The organism is Devosia albogilva, assembly GCF_042685625.1.
GTDB lineage: Bacteria > Pseudomonadota > Alphaproteobacteria > Rhizobiales > Devosiaceae > Devosia > Devosia albogilva.
This window is the reverse complement of the sequence record NZ_JBHUNP010000001.1, coordinates 1,138,478-1,155,101: the sequence shown is the minus strand read 5'-3', so window position 1 is coordinate 1,155,101 and position 16,624 is coordinate 1,138,478. Positions and strand designations below refer to the sequence as shown.

Sequence of the window (16,624 nt, the reverse complement as noted above, 5' to 3'; positions counted from 1 at the left end):
GCGGCTCCGGGTTGTCCACTGCCGCGGGCAGAAAAACCGGCCGCAACGCCTTTAGTTCCGCCCGATGCGGTTGATATGTCCCATCTTGCGGCCGGGGCGGGCCTCGGCCTTGCCGTAGAGGTGCGGCTGGGTATCGCCATCGAGATTTGCCGGCAGTGCCAACACTTCGTCGCCAATCAGGTTTTCCATGACCACGTCGGCGAGGCGGGCGGGATCGCCCAGCGGCCAGCCGGCAATGGCGCGGATATGCTGCTCGAACTGGTCGGTGAGGCAGACGGCCTCGGTCCAGTGACCGGAATTGTGCACGCGCGGGGCGATTTCGTTGACCAGCAGGGTCTCTCGGCCGTCTGCGGGCACGACGAAGAACTCGACGCCGAGCACGCCGACATAATCGAGCGCAATGACGATGGCTGTGGCGATCATGCCGGCTTGGCGGGCCAATGTCGGGGAGATGGTCGCCGGGACGGTGCTGGTGTGCAGGATGTGGTTGCGGTGGACGTTTTCGGCGGGGTCGTAGGCCTTGACCTCGCCGGTGAGGCTACGGGCGACGACCACCGAAATTTCCTTGCTGAACGGGATAAACCCTTCCAGCACCAGAGGTTTCGGGGAGAGGTCGGCAAAGGCGGGGGCGAGATCGGCATCGCTGCCCAGGGTGCGCTGGCCCTTGCCGTCGTAACCGAGGCGGGTGGTTTTTAGAACGGCGGGCAGGCCGAGGGCGGCGATTGCGTCGGCTAGGTCGGCGTTGGTCTCGACAGCGCGGTAAGGGGCGACGGGGATGTTCTTGCTGGCGAGAAACGCCTTCTCGGCGAGGCGGTCCTGGGAGATGGCGAGGGCGTTGGCGCCGGGACGCAAAGGCTTGATCCTGCTCAGGATTTCGGCCGTCGCGGCAGGGACGTTCTCGAACTCGTAGGTGACGATGTCGACCGCTTCGGCGAAGCGCTGGAGGGCGGCGGCGTCGTCATAGGCGGCGACAGTTTTGTGGGGCGTGACGTCGAAAGCGGGGCTCTGCGGATCAGGGCAGAAGATGTGGGTCTTGAAGCCGAGGCGGCTGGCGGCGAGGGAGAGCATGCGGCCGAGCTGACCACCGCCGAGAATGCCGATGGTGCTGCCGGATGGCAGCGGTTTGGGTTGCGTTTCGTTCACGCTCACTCGCTGTCTGCAGGGAATTGGGGAACAATTGCGCTCTGGCGGGCACGATAGGCGTCGAGCCGGTCGGCCAACTCGTCATCGGCGAGGGCGAGGACCGCTGCGGCAAGCAGGGCGGCGTTGATGGCACCGGGTTCGCCGATGGCGAGGGTGCCGACCGGGATGCCGCCCGGCATCTGCACGATCGAGAGCAGGCTGTCATGTCCGTTGAGCGCCTTGGACCGTACCGGCACGCCGAAGACCGGCAGCGGCGTCATGGCGGCGATCATGCCGGGCAGGTGGGCGGCGCCGCCGGCGCCAGCGATGATGATCTTGAAGCCCTCGCTGCGGGCGGTGGTGGCGAAGTCGACCAGGCGCTCGGGGGTGCGGTGGGCGGAAACGATTCGCGCCTCGTACTCGACTTCGAGCGACTCGAGCGTCTCGGCGGCAAGCCGCATGGTGGGCCAGTCGGACTGGCTGCCCATGACAATGGCGACCGGGGGCTTTGTCAGCATGCGGGCTCCTCTCGGCGGCTCAGGCGATGATGTCTGGCAGCAGGATGTTCTCGAGCTGCACGATCCGGTCCTTCAGCGCGAGCTTCCGCTTCTTGAGGCGCTGGATGAGCATGCGGTCGGCCACGTGCGACTGGGTGAGCGTGTCGATGGCCGCGTTGAGATCGGCGTGCTCCTGCCGCTTGGTCGCCAGTTCGAGGCCGAGGACGGCCTCCTGCTCCTTGGTGAGCTGCAGCATGTGTGACGAGCCCCGAGATCACACCATTGTGGTTAACCGATGGCCTTGGATTTTGCACCAGCTTTCACACATGCCGACAAGCGGGTCGACAATGCGTGAAAGATTTGTGACCATCGCTTCGTCCATAGTGGTTCTGAAAGGAGTTGTCATGACTACCGAAGGCCATATCGCGGCGCTGGAGCGTCGCCATCAGGAGCTCGATCGCCAAATCCAGTCGGAGATGCAAAACCGCCTCCGCGACGAGATGATGATCAGCGCCCTCAAGCGCAAGAAGCTCGAGGTCAAGGACGAACTCTACCGCTACACTCAGAACCCGTAAGAAAAGCGGCAACCGCTCGTTGCGGGAGTGGGAAAGGGTCACGGCAGCTGTCGCGGCCCTTTTTTGATGCCTAGAGCCCCCAGAAGATGGCGCGCGAGCCGTCCCAGATCAGCTTGAGGGCGAGCAGGAACACCAGCCAGTAGGCGATGCGGTAGAACCAGACCATGGAGATACGGCGTACCAGCACCACCCCGATCAAGACGCCAACGATGCCCACCGGTGCCAGGGCAGCGGAGAGGGCCAGGTTGCTTACACTGAGCTGTCCCAGGAAGAAGTAGGGCACCAGCTTGGCCGTGTTGACGATGGCGAAGAACCAGGCCGAGGTGCCGGAATACTCCATCGGAGAGAGGCGCTGCGGCAGCACGTAGATCTGGAAGGGCGGGCCACCGGTATGGCTGATGAAGCTGGTGAAGCCGACCGCGGCACCCCAGAAGCCGCCCCAGCCGCGTGACGGCGGCAGACCTTCGAGCTTCTTGCGCAGCGGCAGGATGGCATCCAGCACGAAGAGCAGGGTGATGACGCCGACGAAAAGCAGCACCGCCGCGTCGGAAACCACCGACCAGAGCAGCCAACCCAGGAGGGTGCCGATGGCTGCGCCCGGCAGCATGAGCTTGAGGATGTGCCAGTTGAGATCGCGCCGATAGGTCCAGACGGCGATCACGTCCATGGCCAGCAGCACCGGCAGCATCATGCCGGCGGCGTCGCGAGCCGGCATGACCAGGCTGAGCAGCGGCACACCGACCATGCCGAGGCTGCCGAGCAGACCCGCCTTGGAGAGGCCGACGATCAGCACCGCGATCACGGCAACGGTGACGAAGATGGGGTCGAATTGCATGGAGGAGCCGGCGGGAAGCGCAAAAGAAAGGCCCCGCTGCGGGCGGGGCCTGGTGTTCGGTTCCGTGGAACCTAGTTGTCGGTGTCGCTGCGGAGCGACTTGAGCTTGGAGAAGACCGAATCGGCGTCGAAATCGTCCTGCCGTTCGGCAGCGCGTTCGTAGCCGCCTTCGCCTTGTCCTTCCTGCTCGGCGCGGGCATTGCTGCGGGCCAGCGCTTCCTCGGCGGTAAGCAGGGTGGTGCCTTCGGCGAGCTCTTCGCCGGGCGCGGCGCCCTTGCTGGCGCGCTTCACCTCGAGGTCGAGGTCGATCTGGCTGCAAAGGCCCAAGGTCACCGGGTCCATGGCGGTCAGGTTGGCAGCGTTCCAGTGGGTGGATTCGCGCACCGACTCGATGGTGGCCTTGGTGGTGCCGACCAGACGCATGATCTGGGCGTCCTTGAGCTCGGGATGGTTGCGCACCAGCCACTTGATGGCGTTAGGGCGCTCGTTGCGGCGGGAAATCGGGGTATAGCGCGGACCCTTGCGCTTGGCGGCCGCGACGCGAACCTTGGGCTCGCTGACCTTCATGCGGTAGTTGGGATCGGCTTCGGCCTTCTCGATTTCCTCGCGGGTCAACTGCCCGTTCTGGATCGGATTGACGCCCATGATGCCGCCCGCAACATCGCCGTCGGCGATGCCCTGCACCTCGAGCGGGTGCAGCGAGCAAAAGGCGGCGATCTGTTCGAACGACAGGGCAGTATTGTCGACCAGCCAGACAGCGGTTGCCTTAGGCATCAACAATTGGGTCATAAGAATAAAACTCCTGGTGGCGCGGCGGGTCTTCCTCCCGGCCGCTCCGCCTCATGCTTCAGTCGTGAGGGGGAACGTGGATAATATAAGACGAAGATGGTGCATCCGCAACGGATTTGGGGCGGTGGGGCTCACTAATCGATGGGAGAGATTGCCGGCCCATGCGGGCCCGCCAACGGCCTAGCCCAGGTCGGTGCATCACGGTGGTTAGCGTGCAGGCGGAACGGGTTGGGCACGGCTGCCTTGAGCACGTCATCTTTGCAACGATGATGATGGAGCCAATCGCCCGGATGCGGGTTGATTGCTGGCGCTTAATGGAGACCGCCATATGAACCGCAATGTCATCATCGGCATCGTCGTCGTCGTTGTCCTCGTGCTGCTCGTCTTTGTCTTCATGAACAATTCGGGCGGCCCGGCGACCGATACGGCACCGGCCACTGACACCACGACTACCACCGACACCACGACCACCACCGAGCCCGCCGTGCCGGCCACGGACACGACCACGGCTCCCGCGACGGATACCACCACCGCTCCGGCGCAGTAGCCTCGGCAAGCCTCATGTTTCGGATCAGGCCCGCGTGAGCGGGCCTTTTCCTGTTGCCTGTGCTTCCAGTCCGAACGCTGTTTCCAGCACCAGCTTGCCGATGTGGGTGCGGCTTTCCATGTGCCGGTGGGCTTCGGCGGCCACTGCAAGCGGAAAGCGGGTGATGCGGGGGCGTGGCAGGCGCCCTTCGGCGAGGCGCGGCAGAAGATCGGTGCGGATGCGGTCGGCGATGGCCGCCTTGGTGGCGGACGTCTGCGGACGCAGGGTGGAGCCCGATAGCGTCAGGCCCTTGGCCATGATGGCGCGCAGCGGCACGCTGGCCGTGCCTCCGCCCAAGGTGGACACCTGGACGATATGGCCATTGCGGGCCGAGATCTTGACGTTGAGCGCGGCCATGTCGCCGCCGACGAGATCGACGATGCGATCGACACCGAGGTTTTCGGTCAGCGCCATGACCCGCTCGGCCAGGTTTTCGCGGCTGGTGTCGATCACCGCCGCGGCGCCGAGTTCGTGGGCATAGGCAGCCTTTTCGGGGCTGGAGACCACACCGATGGCGCGGGCGCCCAGGAACGTGGCGATCTGCACGGCAGCACCGCCGATGCCGCCGGCAGCGCCGTGGGCGAGAACGGTCATGCCGGGGAGCAGGCCGGCGCGCATGACCAGGGTCTGGGTGACGGTGAACCAGGTTTCCGGCAGGGCAGCGGCTTCGGCGAAGCTCCAGCCCTCCGGCACCGGCAGCACCTGACCATGCGGAACGGCAACGTATTCAGCATAGCCGCCGCCATTGGTGAGGGCCATGACGCGGTCCCCGACCTCAAGGCCAGCAACATCGCCGCCGACAGCGACGATCTCGCCTGCCACCTCGAGCCCGGGCAGCGGCGAAGCGCCCGGCGGCGGGTCGTAGTTGCCGGCACGCTGTGCCAGGTCAGGTCCGTTGACGCCGGCAGCAGCGACACGGATCAGCACCTGGTCGTCGGCGCATTCCGGCACCGCGGTGGTGACCGGCTGCAGCACTTCCGGCGCACCCGGGGTGCTGATGGCGATGGCGATCATGGTGTCAGGGATGCTCATTGGACCATGCTGGGCGAAGCGGACTTGTCCGGCAAGAGCCCTCGGCTAACATCACCGGCCGAAATCGAAGGAGAGGAAGATGGACGGAGACGAGGTGCGCAAGAGCGCCCGGGTGCATGAGATCGGGCAGTCGCTCGATGGACTATCGGTTGAAGAGCTCGAGGCTCGCATCGTGGTGCTGGAGGAGGAGATCGTTCGCCTCCGCGCAGCGGTGGACGCGCGGGGCAGCACCCGAAAGGCGGCGGAGGCGGCGTTCAAGTTGTAGGTGGGAGCCATCCGGCAGCATCATCCGTTAGGGGTGCCAGTAGGTACTACAAAGCAGATTCGGTACCTGAGCTTGTATGGAGGATCGACGACATGATGCGGGACGCTGTGCTTGAGGGTGTTCGGCGCTTCGATGTGGATCATTTGCGCCAGCTCGCCCGTGGCGGCGCCGGCGATGCCAGTGCGCTGGCGCGGCTCGAGGCCAAGGGCTGGGTGGAAACGGTGGGCTCGGTGCACCTGATCACCCTGGCCGGGCGCACGCTGCTGGACCATCCGCCGACCGAGCTGCAGTAGTCGCTCCGAGGCGTCTTGCAGGCAGGGTTAAGAAATCGAGTCTTGTTAACGCGTGATTAAGGTTCACGCGCTAATTTGTCGTTATTCAGATCTCTTCTGGATTTGCAGAGCGGTTTCTCCCTCTGTTTGACGCCTCCCTGTTAACTTCGAGAGCTGCCCGCTGGCGGCTCTTTTTCTTTTCCCCAGCCTCAACCTTGTGGCCCTTAACGGCTTTTCAATTTCGTTGCGGCTGTGTCGTGACGACAAAGCCCCAACAGCCTAGTGAACGGGCAAGGAGGCACGCGTGACGGATACCGAACCGAAACCAGCAGTTGCCCTGGGCCCGCGCATCGTTGCATCGGGAGGCTTTACCGGCCTCTACCGCGAAGGCATGGCGCTGATCGAGGAAGTCGCCGCCTATCTCGACGGGGATGGGCGGTACGAAAGCCGCTCGCTTGGGCGCGAGGCCGCTTTCGTCTATGCGACGGAATCGATGCGGCTGACGACGCGGCTGATGCAGCTCGCCTCCTGGCTGCTGTTGCAGCGGGCGGTGAACGAAGGCGAGATCACCGCCGAGAATGCCCGCACCGAGAAGGAAAAGGTGCGGTTTTCCGCCACCGCATCGCAACGCGGCGGCCCCGGCTATGACGAACTGCCAGCGCGGCTGATCGAGTATATCGATCGCGGCGACCGGCTGTTCGACCGGGTGATGCAACTTGATCGGCTGGAGCGCAGCCCGGTGCCGGAAGAGGCGGGACCAGTGTCGGCCAACGGCATCGCCGACCAGCTGGCGCGGCTGAAGGCGGCGTTCGGGCGGATGTAGGGGAGCGAACGGGCCCCACCGTCATTCCCTCCCCATTGAGGGGAGGGAGGCGATGAACACCTGCATCTGGTGAAGCGCGGTGCCTTAACCATCCACGGTGTCATCCCCGCGGAGGCGGGGATCCATCCTGAGATGGCTGCACAGCCACCTGGCGGCGGTGGCGACATCTCAGGATGGGCCCCGGCTCAAGGCCGAGGTGACATCGGGGGTGTGGGAAGTTCGGAACTCAAGCCGACAATGAACAAAAAGCCCGGCACGATGGCCGGGCTTTTCGATTCCGATCGGGAGCGGCTTAGATGCCGAGGCCCTTGAAGCGTTCCTTGAACTTGGAGACGCGGCCGCCGCGGTCCATCAGCTGGCCCGTGCCGCCGGTCCAGGCGGGATGGGTCTTGGGGTCGATGTCCAGCTGAAGGGTGTCGCCTTCCTTGCCGTAGGTCGAACGGGTCTGGTACTTGGTGCCGTCGGTCATCACCACGTTGATGGTGTGGTAGTCCGGGTGGATGTCAGCCTTCATCGCGATGCGCCTCAAATCAAACGGGCGCCGCAGCGCCCGGAGAGCCAGAATGGGTTGTTGGCGGGCTTCATACAGAATGGCCGCCGAAACCGCAAGGGCAGGGGCGCGGCAAAATCGCCGGGGCCGCACCGGTTGCCGCGCAGCGGGCACAGGCCTATATCGAGCGGGCACTTGTCGCCTTATGAGCGGCCCAAACAGCGTGTTCACGCAATGACCGATCAGGCCGCCCCGGCGGAAGCCGCTCCCGTCAAGCTCGAAACCGGCAGCACCATCAATCCCAAGCGCCTGCAGCCCTTGCGCAAGCTGGTGCCGTTCATGCTGCGCTATCCCTGGCGGCTGAGCGGAACGCTCCTGTTCCTGCTGGTGTCGACGATCGCGTCGCTCGCGATTCCTGCCATGCTGGGCGGGGTCATCGACCAGGGGTTCGTGGCGCAGAATCTCGACAGCATCACCCGCTATGGCTGGTTGATCATCGGCATCGCGGCCATCATGGGCGCGGCGAGCGGGGCGCGCTTCTATTTCATCTCGTCGCTGGGCGAGCGGGTGCTGGCGGATCTGCGGCAGTCGGTGTTCGCGCATCTGTTGCGGCTCGATGCGCGCTTCTTTGACACCCACCGAGTGGGCGAACTGACCAGCCGGCTCAATGGCGACGTGGCGATGATCCGCGGCGCGGTTGGCTCGAGTTTCTCGCTGGCGCTGCGCTCGATGGTGACCATCATCGGTGCTCTCACCATGATGCTGCTGACCAGCCCGGTGCTGACCATCGCCGTGGTGGTGGCAGCCCCGGCGATCCTGGTGCCGGTGGTGACTTTTGCCCGGCGGCTGCGCGGGATGTCGCGCAAGACGCAGGATGCACTAGCCGATCTTTCGGCGATGGCGACCGAAATGCTGGGTGCGACGCGGACGGTGAAGTCGTTCACGCAGGAAAAGGTGCAGTCCGAGCTTTACGATCGGCATAGCGAAGAAAGCTATCGCGCCGAGACGCGCCGGCTGTTCGCCCGCGCGGCGCTGGTGGCGATGGTGATCTTTCTCGGCACGGCAGCCCTGGTGGGGCTGGTGTGGTGGGGTGCGCGTTCGGTGTTCGAGGGCTCGGTCACGGCCGGGCAGCTGGCGCAGTTTCTCGTTTATGCGCTGATGGCTTCGGGGGCGCTGACCAATGTCAGCGAGGTGCTGGGATCGCTGCAGTCGGTGGCGGGGGCGACCGAGCGGCTGAGCGAGATCCTCGCGACGGAGCCGGCGATCACCGATCCGGCGGAGGCGAAAGCCTTGCCCGTGCCGCCGCTGGGGACGGTGGCGTTCGAGAATGTGAGCTTCTCCTATGCGCCGGGCGGGATGGATCCGGTGCTGAGCGAGCTGAGCTTTGCCGTCGGCGCTGGCGAGACGGTGGCGCTGGTGGGGGCTTCGGGATCGGGCAAATCGACCATCCTGTCGCTGCTGCAGCGGTTCTACGACGTGAATGCCGGCAGTATTCGCGTGGACGGGATCGACATTCGTGACGTGCGGCTGGCGGAGTTGCGGCGGCGCTTCGCCTATGTGGAGCAGGAGCCGACCATCTTTGCCGGTACGGTGGCGGAGAACATCCGCTTCGGCCGGCCGGAGGCGACCGATGCCGAGGTCGAGGCGGCGGCGCGGGCGGCGCTGGTGCACGATTTCGTCGCGGACCTGCCGCTGGGCTACCGCACGGTGGTGGGTGAGCGCGGGGTGACGCTGTCGGGCGGGCAGAAGCAGCGGCTCGCCATTGCCCGCGCGATCCTGAAGGACGCGCCGATCCTGCTGCTCGACGAGGCGACGAGTGCGCTCGACGCGCAGAGCGAGCGGCTGGTGCAGATGGCGCTTGAGCACCTGATGCAGGGGCGGACGACGCTCGTCATCGCCCACCGGCTGGCGACGATCCGCGATGCCGATGCGATCCTGGTGCTCGACAATGGCCGCATCATCGACCAGGGCACGCATGACCAGCTGGTCAGCAAGGGCGGGCGCTATGCCGAGCTGGCGCGGCTGCAGTTCCGTCTGGATGACGTTGCGGCCAGGTAGGGCTCAGCCCTCGGTCAGCTTGAATTCGATGCGGCGGTTGCGGCGGTAAGCTTCTTCGCTGTCGCCGGGGTCGAGCGGGGCGAACTCGCCGAAGCCGGCGGCGACAAGCCGGGCCGGAGCAACGCCGCGCGAGACCAAGTATTGCGCAACGGAGATGGCGCGGGCGGCCGAGAGTTCCCAGTTGGACGGGAAGCGGGCGTTGCTGATGGGCCGGACGTCGGTGTGGCCGTCGATGCGCAACACCCAGTTGATGTCGGGCGGGATTTCTTCCTCGAGCTGGAGGATGGCGTCGGCCAGGGCATCGAGCTCGGGCAGGCCATCGGGCTGGATGTCGGCCTGACCGGGATCGAACAGCACTTCGGACTGGAACACGAAGCGGTCGCCGACGACACGCACATCGGCCCGGCCTTCGAGGATTTCACGCAGGCGGCCGAAGAAATCTGAACGATACCTGCTCAGATCCTGAACGCGCTGTGCGAGAGCGAGATTGAGGCGACGGCCGAGATCGGCGATCTGGGTGCGGGATTCGGCGTCGCGCGCCTCGGAGGCTTCGAGGGCCGCTTCAAGGGCGCCGAGCTGGGCGCGAAGGGCGGCGAGCTGCTGGTTGAGCAAGGCGACTTGGGCGTTGGCCTCTTCGGAGAGTTCCTCGGCGGCTGCAAGCTCGGTTTCGAGCCCGGCGATGGTGGCGTCGCGATCGTCGAGACCGGTCCCGATGCCGGCGAGCTGGCCCTGCAGGGTCTGGTTCTCGGACTGGGCGGTCGCGAGGGTGGCGGTGAGCGCAGCGATCTGGCTGTTGAGATCGTCGGCATTGGCGCGCTCGAGCTGCAGCATCTCGGTCAGCTCGGCGATCTGGCTGTTGAGCTGGGCGAGGGCAGTGTCGCGGCCCTGGATCTCCTGGCCGAGGAAGAACTGCGTCAGCATGAACAGCGACAGCATGAAGATGATGACGAGCAAAAGGCTCGACAGCGCGTCGACGAAGCCGGGCCAGTAATTGGCCTCCTGCCGGCGGCGGGCGCGCGCGAAAGCCATGGGCTAGTTCCGCCGCTCGTCGTTGTCGGCCTGGCTCAGCACCGCCTCGATCAATTCGCGCAGCTTGCGGTTGGTCTCGCCCTGCTCGGTGATGTGACGGCGGAGGTCGTCCTGCTCGGTGCGGATATGCTTGACGAGGCCATCGATGCCGCGGGCCAGTTCGGCCATGGCCCGAATGGCGTTCTGGGAGGCGTTCTGGTTCTGCATGGTCGAGCCGAGCCGCTCGATCACGGCGGTCATGTCGGGGCCGCCGGCATTGGCCTGCATCGCCGAGACCGGATGGTCGAGCTCGGTCATCGAGGTCATCCAGTCCTCGAGATCGGTGTAGAAGGCGTTCTGCGCCTGGCTGGTCTGCAGGTCGAGAAAGCCGAGGATCAGCGAGCCGGCAAGGCCGAACAGCGAGGACGAGAACGCCGTGCCCATGCCGCCCAGTGGGGCGGCGAGGCCCTCGCGCAGGGTGGCGAATTGCGAGGCCGTGTCACCAGCGCCGACATCGAGGGTGTTGATGACCCCGGCAACGCTGCTGACGGTCTCGAGGAGACCGTAGAAGGTGCCCATGAGGCCGAGGAAGACGAGAAGGCCCGTCAGATAGCGCGAGGTGTCCTTGGCCTCGTCGAGGCGGTTGCCGACGGAATCGAGGATGGAGCGCATGGCCGAGGGCGTGATGATCGCCTCGCCGATCCGCTCGCGCAGCAGGCCAGCGACGGGGGCCAGCAAGACCGGCGGGCGCACATTGGCGCTGCTGCCATCCTGCAGGGAGTTGACCCACTTCACTTCGGGGAAGAGTCGGAAAATCTGGCGGAAGCTGAGGAAGATACCGACGGCCAGGGCGAAGAAGATCATCGAGTTGATGAACGGGTTCGCCCAGAAGAAGGTGATGATGTTGGTGAACAGGATGGCGGCGACCAGCCCGACCAGCACCAGGAAGATCAGAATCTTGACGAGGTAAACCGTGGGGCTGGCAAGATGGTAGGGATCGTAGCCTTGCGTCATCGTCCTGTCGCGCTGCTCCCAAGCAAATCAGCCCCTTGGCACACTAGTCAGCGGCACCAAGCGTGACAATGCCAAAGGCGCCCGCCGCAGCAGGCGTGAAGCGCTAGTGGATTGGCTTGAGCTGCTTCAGCAACTCGCCCTGGATCGCCTCGTTGCCGGCAACCACCTGGCCATTCCAGACCGAGCCGCCCTGGCCGGCGAAGTCGGTGACGAAACCGCCAGCCTCCTTGACCATCAGCAGACCCGGCGCAACGTCCCAGGGCGCAAGGCCGGCCTCATAGAGGCCGTCGAAGCGGCCGGCAGCGAGCCAGGCGAGGTCTACCGAGATGGAGCCCGAACGGCGGATGCCGGCGACGGCCGGGTTGATGGCGGCAAGCTGGCGCATCTGCAGCCCGTCATTGCTGGTGCCCTGCGTCTTGATGCCGGTGGAGACCAGCGCATCAGCGAGGTGGCGCCGTTGGGCGACGCGCAGGCGCTTGCGGTCGGCAAGCCAAGCGCCGCCGCCCTTTTCGGCAGTGTAGAGCTCGTCCATCACCGGATTGTAGATCACGGAGGCAATGATCTCGTTGGCGCGCTCGAGGGCAATCGCGACGGCAAAGAGCGGCACGGAATGGAGGAAGTTGGTGGTGCCATCCAGCGGGTCGATGATCCAGCGATGCTGGCCGTCGGTGCCTTCCACTTCCCCGCCTTCTTCCATCAGGAAGGCGTAGGTGGGGCGGGCCTTGCGCAGTTCGTCATAGACGATCTGCTCGGCACGAAGATCGGCCTTGGAGACGAAGTCGGCCGGGCCCTTGCGTGACACCTGCAGGTTTTCGACCTCGGCGAAATCCCGCGTCAGCGACTTGCCGGCCTTGTAGGCAGCATTGACCATGACGTTGAGAATGGCGGAACGCGCCATGGGATCACTCCGCGGCTGAAGACGATGGGAAGGGCGGGAACGGGCGTGGGGTTAATGCCCGAGAACGCCCCGGGGTTCAAGGACTTTGAGGGGCGGCCTCGGCTTCGGTGTCTTCCGTACCCGCGGCGCCACCAGCGGCAGCAGGCGCCTCGCTAGCATCGGTCGGGGTCGGCAGGGTCTCGCCTGAGGTGGCAGGAGCTGCCTCCGCGGCCGCCGGGCTGGGCGGCACCGACGGCCAGAAGCGGGCCCGTTCCTCGGCGCGGCTCAGCGCATCGGCGGGGATGGAAACGAGGAGCCGGTCGAGACTTGGATCGGAGAGACCCTGGCGGCGGGCGAGGGCGCGGAAGAGGGCCGCTTCCTCGAGATCGAGCGCCACGCCTTCGCCGACGGCGAGGAGCTTGGCATAGCGGTTCTGCGCCACGGCATTGCCGGCCTCGGCGGCGCGACGGTACCAGTCGGCGGCGGCGGCAACGTCCTGCCCGATGCCCTCGCCGAGATAGAGCAGGGTGGCATAGTCGATCTGGGCTTCGATGAGCCCCTGTTCGGCAGCGAGGCCGATATAGCGGGCCCCTTCTTCCGGATTCGGGGCGACGCCGGCGCCCTCGATCAGCATGGTGCCGTAGTCGTACTGCGCCTCGGGCAGCTCGGCGTCGGCGGCTTCCTTCATCAGCGCGGCGGCCGTGGTGAGGCTCGGCGAGGCGAAGAGCCCTTCGACGTGGAGCAGGGCCATGTTGTATTTGGCCGGGATGTAGCCGGCGTTGGCGGACTGCTGGAACAGCCGCGCGGCACGCTCGCGATCCTTGGGCACGCCTATGCCCTGCTGATAGTAGAGCGCCAGTGCGAAGGCAGCCAGCGGATCGCCATTGTTGGCGGCAAGCTGGTACCAGCCAGCGGCGCGCTCGGGGTTCTGCGGGACGCCGAGGCCTTGGGCATAAATCTCGCCGATCAGGGTCTGGGCCGCGGGGTCGCCCTGCTCGGCGCGCGGCAAGGCCAGTTCGAAGGCAGTCAGATAATAGCCGCGCTGGAACGCACCATAGGCGTAGTCGATTGGTGCGCGGGGGCCGAAGATGGCTTCGCTGATGCTTTCGGCCTGGGTGTCGGTCTCACCACCCGCCTCGGCCTCGGTCAGGGCCTCGGTGATGGTCTCGTTCGCCGCCCCGTCGTCGCCGGCCGGCTCCTGAGCCAGGGCTCCGGTGGTGAGGAGGGCGAAAAGCGTAAGCGGCAGCAGGCGTTTCATGTCGACGCCTCCGCAAGCACAGCCTTGAGGGCATCGGCTGGAGCCGGTGCGGACCAGATGCTGGTCGACAGCGCCAGGAATTCGGCACCAGCCGCATCGAGCGTGGTTGCGCCGGGGTCGCTGAGCACAGCCGGGATCTCGAAGGTCTCGGCCCACCAGGAAGCGAGTTCCGCCGCCTTGGGGTCGGTGTCCCCACCCAAAGGACCGAACAACAGGTAGTCGATGCCGAGTTCGCCAAAGCTCATGGCATCGTGGCGGCTGCGGATGTTGCCCGCGCCCACGATCAAATCCGGCTTGAGGGCGGAAACAGCCTCGCGCGCCGCCTCGAGCCCGCCAGTGACATGGACACCGTCGGCGCCGAGGCGCTTCGCCAGTGCAACGTCGTCCTCGACCAGCACGGCCGCACCAGCGCCCTGACCGATATTGACCACGTCGGCAACCAGGCGCGCATAGGTGCGCTCGTCGAGGCTGGCGCGGCGGACGAGGATGGCGGCAGCCGGGGAGGCGCTCAAGACGGCCATCAGCCGGGACCCGAAATCGGGCGCATCGGCTTCCGCCGGGGTGATGAGGTAAAGCTCGGGGGCCATGGCAATCCGGCGAGGTGACGCTAGAACCGCTTCCTTAACTGCCAATTTGGCGAGATGAGGACGGTTTCCTCCAATAGGAGATGCGCGCCCGGCAGGCAAAGAAAATGCACGCCTCCCGCAAAGGAGGCGTGCCAGTCGTGACGTTGGGACGTCGCGAAGTAATCAGGCGGCGCGGTCGACAGCGTTGTTCCACTCGCCGAGCGCGGCCAAGGAGTTCATCCGCGCCCGGTGTGTGAAGGCGGCCTGGGCCGCGGGGAAGTTCTCGCGGCGGCCGGCCCAGGTGCGCAGGGCCACGTTCTGCAGTGCGCGGCCATAGCTGAAGGTGAGCGGCCACGGCTTGTTGGGGATGCGGGCCATGGCGGCGAGGTGAGCGGTGGCTTCCTCATCGGTCTGGCCGCCGGACAGGAAGGCGATGCCCGGCACGGCGGCGGGGACATGCTCGCGCAGCACTTCGACGGTGCGGCGGGCGACATCGTCGACCGAAGGCCGGTCACGCGAATTGATGCCGGGCAGCACCATATTCGGCTTGAGCAGCATGCCGGAAAGATCGACGCCGGCCAGCCGCAGTTCCTTGAAGACGTTTTCGAGCACGTCGCCGGTCACCTGGGCGCAGCGCTCCATGGAATGGTTGCCCGGCTCACCGTCGCCCACCACTTCCGGCTCGACGATCGGCACAATGCCGGCTTCCTGGCAGAGCATGGCGTAGCGCGCGAGCGAGTGGGCGTTGGCACGGATGTTGTTTCGCGTCGGGGCAATGTCGTTGATGGTGATCACGGCACGCCATTTGGCAAACCCGGCACCGAGGCTGGCATAGTGGGCGAGCCGCTGGCGAAGGCCATCGAGGCCTTCGGTGATCTTCTCGCCGCCCTCGCCGGGCATCGGGAAGGCGCCACGGTCCACCTTGATGCCGGGAATCACATCAGCATCGGCCAGGATGGCGCGGAACGGCGTGCCGTCCTCGGCGGACTGCTCCAGCGTCTCTTCGGTAAGGATGACGCCGGAGATGTAGCTGGTCATCGCCTCGCGGGAGCGGAACAGCATCTCGCGGTAGTCGCGGCGCAGTTCCAGCGTGTTCGGAAGTTCGATCTTGGCGAAGCGCTTGGCGATGGTGGGGGTGGATTCGTCGGCAGCCAAAATGCCCTTGCCGGGCTCCACCAGCTTCTGGGCGATAGCGTTCAACGACTTGGTCATTTGGGTCCTCGGGGAGAATAACACTCCCCGAGGTTAGACTTTCGTCACGGCCCGCGCGATTAGACCTACGGTTATTGGACGAAAGGCGGATGGAACCTTTCGCCTATTTCCTCAGCGCGTCGACCCCCGGCAGGGGCTTGCCTTCCATCCATTCGAGGAAGGCCCCGCCGGCGGTCGACACATAGGTCATCTCATCCTTGACGCCGGCATGGGCGAGCGCGGCGACGGTGTCGCCGCCCCCGGCCACGGAGACCAGCTTGCCGTCATGGGTGCGCTTGGCGACGTGTTTGGCGATGGCGACGGTGCCGGCATCGAAGGGGCGCATTTCGAAGGCACCGACCGGGCCGTTCCAGACCACGGTGTGAGCATCATCGATGGCCGCCTGGATGCGCTCGACCGAGGAGGGGCCGATATCGAGGATCATGCCGTCCTTGTCGATGGCATCGACGCCATAGAGGCGGGTCGGGGTGTCGGCCTTGAAGTGCCAGGCGACCACGGCATCGATCGGCAGGATGATGGCGCAGCCGGCCTTGTCGGCCTTTTCGAGGATGCGGATGGCGGTTTCGGCGAGGTCCTTCTCGCACAGCGACTTGCCGACCCCATAGCCCTGGGCATGGAGGAAAGTGTTGGCCATTCCGCCCCCGATCACCAGGGCATCCACCTTGTTGACCAGGTTTTCGAGCAGGTCGATCTTGGAGGAGACCTTGGCGCCGCCAACGATGGCAACTACCGGCTTCTTCGGCTTGCCGAGGCCGGCTTCGAGCGCTTCGAGTTCGGCCTGCATGGCAAGGCCGGCGGCAGCAGGGAGCAGGCGCGCCAGCGCTTCGGTGGAGGCATGGGCGCGGTGGGCGGCGGAAAAGGCATCGTTGACATAGACGTCGCCGAGGCTGGCCATGCGTTGGGCGAACTCGGGGTCGTTGGCTTCCTCGCCGGGGTGGAAGCGGGTGTTCTCGATCACGTAGACGGCGCCGGCGGGGCCGGTATCGATGCCTTCCTTCGCCTTGCTGACGTCGTTCCAGTCGGTCTTGATGAAGCCGACGGGATGGCCAGTGGCCTCGACAATCGCGGGCACCACCTGTTCGAGCGAGAACTCGGGATCGACCTTGCCCTTGGGGCGGCCGAAATGGCTGAGGAGAATGGCCTTGCCGTCGCGCTTGACGATCTCGCGGATGGTGGGGACGAGGCGCTCGATGCGGGTGGCGTCGGTGACCTTGCCGTCGGCGACGGGCACGTTGAGATCAGCCCGCAGCAGCACGCGCTTGCCGGTGAGATCGAGCTCATCGAGGGTCTTGAAGGTCGCGCCCATGCTGTGCCTCCGCAGGTGTTCGGTGTTGGCCGTGGCGTAG

General features: G+C 65.8%; 20 protein-coding genes. 6 read left to right on the top strand and 14 right to left on the bottom strand.

Annotated elements, in window-relative coordinates; all coding sequences use genetic code 11:
- Positions 1-51 precede the first annotated feature (51 nt).
- Genes ACFSX5_RS05830 through ACFSX5_RS05820 form a run of 3 tightly spaced genes read right to left on the bottom strand, consistent with a single transcriptional unit; the run spans position 52 to position 1,875 of the window.
- Positions 52-1,149: a 5-(carboxyamino)imidazole ribonucleotide synthase gene (locus ACFSX5_RS05830; RefSeq protein ID WP_386832346.1), complete on the bottom strand. Its 1,098-nt coding sequence runs from the start codon at positions 1,147-1,149 to the stop codon at positions 52-54.
- Positions 1,146-1,640, bottom strand: a complete 495-nt coding sequence (gene purE / locus ACFSX5_RS05825; protein ID WP_386832345.1) for a 5-(carboxyamino)imidazole ribonucleotide mutase — start codon at positions 1,638-1,640, stop codon at positions 1,146-1,148. Before purE ends, ACFSX5_RS05830 begins: the two co-directional genes overlap by 4 nt.
- Before the next feature lie 19 nt (positions 1,641-1,659).
- Positions 1,660-1,875: a YdcH family protein gene (locus ACFSX5_RS05820; protein WP_386832344.1), complete on the bottom strand. Its 216-nt coding sequence runs from the start codon at positions 1,873-1,875 to the stop codon at positions 1,660-1,662.
- Positions 1,876-2,023: 148 nt separating this feature from the next.
- On the opposite strand from ACFSX5_RS05820, the gene ACFSX5_RS05815 reads away from it, so the two are divergent.
- The gene (locus tag ACFSX5_RS05815) at positions 2,024-2,194 is read left to right on the top strand and encodes a YdcH family protein (protein ID WP_386832343.1); all 171 of its coding nucleotides are present in this window, start codon (positions 2,024-2,026) and stop codon (positions 2,192-2,194) included.
- Between the two features lie 70 nt (positions 2,195-2,264).
- Here ACFSX5_RS05815 and ACFSX5_RS05810 read toward each other — a convergent pair whose 3' ends face one another.
- Both ACFSX5_RS05810 and ACFSX5_RS05805 read right to left on the bottom strand, forming a co-directional pair.
- The gene (locus ACFSX5_RS05810) at positions 2,265-3,029 is read right to left on the bottom strand and encodes a sulfite exporter TauE/SafE family protein (RefSeq protein WP_386832342.1); all 765 of its coding nucleotides are present in this window, start codon (positions 3,027-3,029) and stop codon (positions 2,265-2,267) included.
- Between the two features lie 71 nt (positions 3,030-3,100).
- Positions 3,101-3,817 carry a DUF1013 domain-containing protein gene (locus ACFSX5_RS05805; RefSeq protein ID WP_386832341.1) on the bottom strand — a complete coding sequence of 239 codons (717 nt, stop codon included), beginning with the start codon at positions 3,815-3,817 and terminating at the stop codon, positions 3,101-3,103.
- 328 nt (positions 3,818-4,145) lie between these two features.
- Between ACFSX5_RS05805 and ACFSX5_RS05800 the strand changes: the two genes are divergently transcribed.
- Positions 4,146-4,364 (top strand): hypothetical protein, encoded by a 219-nt coding sequence (locus ACFSX5_RS05800; RefSeq protein WP_386832340.1) that lies wholly within the window; start codon positions 4,146-4,148, stop codon positions 4,362-4,364.
- A 24-nt stretch (positions 4,365-4,388) separates the two neighbouring features.
- On the opposite strand, the gene ACFSX5_RS05795 is transcribed toward ACFSX5_RS05800, so the two are convergent.
- Entirely contained in the window at positions 4,389-5,435 is a 1,047-nt protein-coding gene (locus tag ACFSX5_RS05795) for an NAD(P)H-quinone oxidoreductase (RefSeq protein WP_386832339.1), read from the bottom strand.
- Between the two features lie 79 nt (positions 5,436-5,514).
- Here ACFSX5_RS05795 and ACFSX5_RS05790 point away from each other — a divergent pair, with 79 nt between their 5' ends.
- The 3 genes from ACFSX5_RS05790 to rcdA all read left to right on the top strand — a co-directional run bounded on the left by ACFSX5_RS05790 (position 5,515) and on the right by rcdA (position 6,795).
- Positions 5,515-5,700, top strand: coding sequence for a DUF1192 domain-containing protein (locus ACFSX5_RS05790; RefSeq protein ID WP_386832338.1), 186 nt, complete (start codon positions 5,515-5,517; stop codon positions 5,698-5,700).
- Between the two features lie 92 nt (positions 5,701-5,792).
- Entirely contained in the window at positions 5,793-5,993 is a 201-nt protein-coding gene (locus tag ACFSX5_RS05785; protein WP_386832337.1) for a hypothetical protein, read from the top strand.
- A 283-nt stretch (positions 5,994-6,276) separates the two neighbouring features.
- Positions 6,277-6,795 carry a protease adaptor protein RcdA gene (rcdA, locus tag ACFSX5_RS05780; RefSeq protein WP_386832336.1) on the top strand — a complete coding sequence of 173 codons (519 nt, stop codon included), beginning with the start codon at positions 6,277-6,279 and terminating at the stop codon, positions 6,793-6,795.
- A 292-nt stretch (positions 6,796-7,087) separates the two neighbouring features.
- Here rcdA and rpmE read toward each other — a convergent pair whose 3' ends face one another.
- A complete protein-coding gene (rpmE, locus tag ACFSX5_RS05775; RefSeq protein WP_386832335.1) occupies positions 7,088-7,309 on the bottom strand; it encodes a 50S ribosomal protein L31 in 222 nt (73 codons plus the stop codon).
- Positions 7,310-7,519: 210 nt separating this feature from the next.
- Here rpmE and ACFSX5_RS05770 point away from each other — a divergent pair, with 210 nt between their 5' ends.
- Entirely contained in the window at positions 7,520-9,343 is a 1,824-nt protein-coding gene (locus ACFSX5_RS05770; protein WP_386832334.1) for an ABC transporter transmembrane domain-containing protein, read from the top strand.
- Positions 9,344-9,346: 3 nt separating this feature from the next.
- Here the strand turns inward: ACFSX5_RS05770 and ACFSX5_RS05765 are convergent, their stop codons facing one another.
- The 7 genes from ACFSX5_RS05765 to ACFSX5_RS05735 all read right to left on the bottom strand — a co-directional run bounded on the left by ACFSX5_RS05765 (position 9,347) and on the right by ACFSX5_RS05735 (position 16,584).
- A complete protein-coding gene (locus ACFSX5_RS05765; RefSeq protein ID WP_386832333.1) occupies positions 9,347-10,372 on the bottom strand; it encodes a peptidoglycan -binding protein in 1,026 nt (341 codons plus the stop codon).
- Between the two features lie 3 nt (positions 10,373-10,375).
- The gene (locus tag ACFSX5_RS05760) at positions 10,376-11,365 is read right to left on the bottom strand and encodes a flagellar motor protein MotA (RefSeq protein WP_386832332.1); all 990 of its coding nucleotides are present in this window, start codon (positions 11,363-11,365) and stop codon (positions 10,376-10,378) included.
- A 103-nt stretch (positions 11,366-11,468) separates the two neighbouring features.
- Positions 11,469-12,263, bottom strand: a complete 795-nt coding sequence (locus ACFSX5_RS05755) for an inositol monophosphatase family protein (RefSeq protein ID WP_386832331.1) — start codon at positions 12,261-12,263, stop codon at positions 11,469-11,471.
- Between the two features lie 76 nt (positions 12,264-12,339).
- Positions 12,340-13,500 carry a tetratricopeptide repeat protein gene (locus ACFSX5_RS05750; protein ID WP_386832330.1) on the bottom strand — a complete coding sequence of 387 codons (1,161 nt, stop codon included), beginning with the start codon at positions 13,498-13,500 and terminating at the stop codon, positions 12,340-12,342.
- Entirely contained in the window at positions 13,497-14,087 is a 591-nt protein-coding gene (locus ACFSX5_RS05745) for a thiamine phosphate synthase (protein ID WP_386832329.1), read from the bottom strand. Before ACFSX5_RS05745 ends, ACFSX5_RS05750 begins: the two co-directional genes overlap by 4 nt.
- 162 nt (positions 14,088-14,249) lie before the next feature.
- Positions 14,250-15,278, bottom strand: coding sequence for a class I fructose-bisphosphate aldolase (locus ACFSX5_RS05740; RefSeq protein WP_386832328.1), 1,029 nt, complete (start codon positions 15,276-15,278; stop codon positions 14,250-14,252).
- Between the two features lie 103 nt (positions 15,279-15,381).
- Positions 15,382-16,584 (bottom strand): phosphoglycerate kinase, encoded by a 1,203-nt coding sequence (locus ACFSX5_RS05735; RefSeq protein ID WP_386832327.1) that lies wholly within the window; start codon positions 16,582-16,584, stop codon positions 15,382-15,384.
- Positions 16,585-16,624 lie beyond the last annotated feature (40 nt).

Bases quoted from the DNA above. Each gene is read 5' to 3' on its own strand.
- purE (WP_386832345.1), bottom strand. From the start codon at position 1,640: ATGCTGACAAAGCCCCCGGTCGCCATTGTCATGGGCAGCCAGTCCGAC.
- ACFSX5_RS05820 (WP_386832344.1), bottom strand. From the start codon at position 1,875: ATGCTGCAGCTCACCAAGGAGCAGGAGGCCGTCCTCGGCCTCGAACTG.
- ACFSX5_RS05815 (WP_386832343.1), top strand. From the start codon at position 2,024: ATGACTACCGAAGGCCATATCGCGGCGCTGGAGCGTCGCCATCAGGAG.
- ACFSX5_RS05810 (WP_386832342.1), bottom strand. From the start codon at position 3,029: ATGCAATTCGACCCCATCTTCGTCACCGTTGCCGTGATCGCGGTGCTG.
- ACFSX5_RS05805 (WP_386832341.1), bottom strand. From the start codon at position 3,817: ATGACCCAATTGTTGATGCCTAAGGCAACCGCTGTCTGGCTGGTCGAC.
- ACFSX5_RS05800 (WP_386832340.1), top strand. From the start codon at position 4,146: ATGAACCGCAATGTCATCATCGGCATCGTCGTCGTCGTTGTCCTCGTG.
- ACFSX5_RS05795 (WP_386832339.1), bottom strand. From the start codon at position 5,435: ATGAGCATCCCTGACACCATGATCGCCATCGCCATCAGCACCCCGGGT.
- ACFSX5_RS05790 (WP_386832338.1), top strand. From the start codon at position 5,515: ATGGACGGAGACGAGGTGCGCAAGAGCGCCCGGGTGCATGAGATCGGG.
- ACFSX5_RS05785 (WP_386832337.1), top strand. From the start codon at position 5,793: ATGATGCGGGACGCTGTGCTTGAGGGTGTTCGGCGCTTCGATGTGGAT.
- rpmE (WP_386832335.1), bottom strand. From the start codon at position 7,309: ATGAAGGCTGACATCCACCCGGACTACCACACCATCAACGTGGTGATG.
- ACFSX5_RS05770 (WP_386832334.1), top strand. From the start codon at position 7,520: ATGACCGATCAGGCCGCCCCGGCGGAAGCCGCTCCCGTCAAGCTCGAA.
- ACFSX5_RS05765 (WP_386832333.1), bottom strand. From the start codon at position 10,372: ATGGCTTTCGCGCGCGCCCGCCGCCGGCAGGAGGCCAATTACTGGCCC.
- ACFSX5_RS05760 (WP_386832332.1), bottom strand. From the start codon at position 11,365: ATGACGCAAGGCTACGATCCCTACCATCTTGCCAGCCCCACGGTTTAC.
- ACFSX5_RS05755 (WP_386832331.1), bottom strand. From the start codon at position 12,263: ATGGCGCGTTCCGCCATTCTCAACGTCATGGTCAATGCTGCCTACAAG.
- ACFSX5_RS05750 (WP_386832330.1), bottom strand. From the start codon at position 13,500: ATGAAACGCCTGCTGCCGCTTACGCTTTTCGCCCTCCTCACCACCGGA.
- ACFSX5_RS05745 (WP_386832329.1), bottom strand. From the start codon at position 14,087: ATGGCCCCCGAGCTTTACCTCATCACCCCGGCGGAAGCCGATGCGCCC.
- ACFSX5_RS05740 (WP_386832328.1), bottom strand. From the start codon at position 15,278: ATGACCAAGTCGTTGAACGCTATCGCCCAGAAGCTGGTGGAGCCCGGC.
- ACFSX5_RS05735 (WP_386832327.1), bottom strand. From the start codon at position 16,584: ATGGGCGCGACCTTCAAGACCCTCGATGAGCTCGATCTCACCGGCAAG.